The sequence below is a fragment of the Shewanella hafniensis genome (assembly GCF_019655335.1).
GTDB lineage: Bacteria > Pseudomonadota > Gammaproteobacteria > Enterobacterales > Shewanellaceae > Shewanella > Shewanella hafniensis.
This window is the reverse complement of sequence record NZ_BPFD01000173.1, coordinates 1-1,441: the sequence shown is the minus strand read 5'-3', so window position 1 is coordinate 1,441 and position 1,441 is coordinate 1. Positions and strand designations below refer to the sequence as shown.

Sequence of the window (1,441 nt, the reverse complement as noted above, 5' to 3'; positions counted from 1 at the left end):
GTTTATTAGTCATGCCTAATTCACAAGAAATGGAACAGGCACTTTTTACTGCACTAGATGATTTTGATTTCTGCAAAAAACTCGCACAAAATGGTTTAAACTCGATCGCTTATCCATGTAGCAAAGAAAAGTGGGGAAAAGATTGGATAGATTTAATGAATAAACAATAACACATATCAAAACCAGAGTTAGAAAAAACAACTCTGGTTATCAAATTAATTTTTTAGTGTTTTATGTATCTTAGATTTAAATTTTCTAAATGCGACATTAAGATCTTTTCGCCATTTAGCTATATTGGGTTTGTAACGAATACCTCGATGATAACCTATATGTCTAACACTGCCTTTAGGGAAAATTGCAGCTTTAAATCCTAATTCATAGTATTTATTGCCTGTACCGCCTTCGCTCGAATATTGTGCAATTGGAGCAATCAACTGATAATCGGCTAAACGCCTTAAACCCGGATTTAAAGTAAAACCATGCCAATAGACACCATGAAGTAAGTCATTTGTATGCATTATTTGATACTTTAACGACTCATCGGTAGGACAAGTATATAACTCAGACAACACCGAATGCCCATTAGTATCACTTGTCTCACGCAGCCAAACGGTTACAACTTTATCATCTGAAAGCAACACTTTCAGCGAATTTTCAACAAACCCTGTACGATAAAACTCCCAATCATCCTCACAATGAAAAATATATTCAGAAGTCACTAATGAATAAGCTTTATCAATACTTTTCATTTGTCCTAACTGAGGTTCATTATGAACCAGAGTAAATTCTATTCCTTTAAACTTACTTAGTGTGTTTTCAAGTTTTTCACGATTGTGACTATCTTCTATAACAATATATTGTGATATGGGATAAGTATTATACTTTAAAAAACTTTCAATTGTTTTTTCAAGTAAATCAAAACGATTACAACTCGTGATAACCAGTGAAACTGTGCGATTACTCATAACTATTCCTCACAATAGGTCCATCATAAATCAAAACCTCTCCAACCGTTTCATAACGCATTCATCTAAATCAATACCATTTAAATCCTGAAAAAGCTGGTGTAAGCGAGCAATTCTTAATGGTGGATTTCTTTTAAATAATACATAAATGATAGCATTGACTGTTTTTCGTGTTCGTAACCAATACTCAATAACGTTATGATGTTTGCGTAGATTATTTATAGAATCCTCGCTAATAAAGTCATCTAAACTAACAACATCTGAATTTGAAGCATATTGCTGCATAATCTCATCACGCTTTTGGGGCTCCAAATTTAAAAATCCATAACCATTTTTCAAATGCTTTAGGTGAAAATATATTATCCCCATATATTTTTTTTCAATTCTTCTACCAACAAATCTAAATGCCTCAACATTTTTTTCTTGTGAGAAGTAGATATCTGAAGAAACAGGAAAGTACATATGATCCCCAGTAC

The 1,441-nt window shown here is 32.6% G+C and carries 1 protein-coding gene and 1 pseudogene; both read right to left on the bottom strand.

Features of this window, described 5'->3' with window-relative positions:
• Positions 1 to 215: 215 nt before the first annotated feature.
• Entirely contained in the window at positions 216 to 965 is a 750-nt protein-coding gene (locus K5Q99_RS21735) for a glycosyltransferase (protein WP_220591541.1), read from the bottom strand.
• A 30-nt stretch (positions 966 to 995) separates the two neighbouring features.
• Positions 996 to 1,441, bottom strand: a pseudogene (locus tag K5Q99_RS21730) (hypothetical protein); the annotation flags it as partial.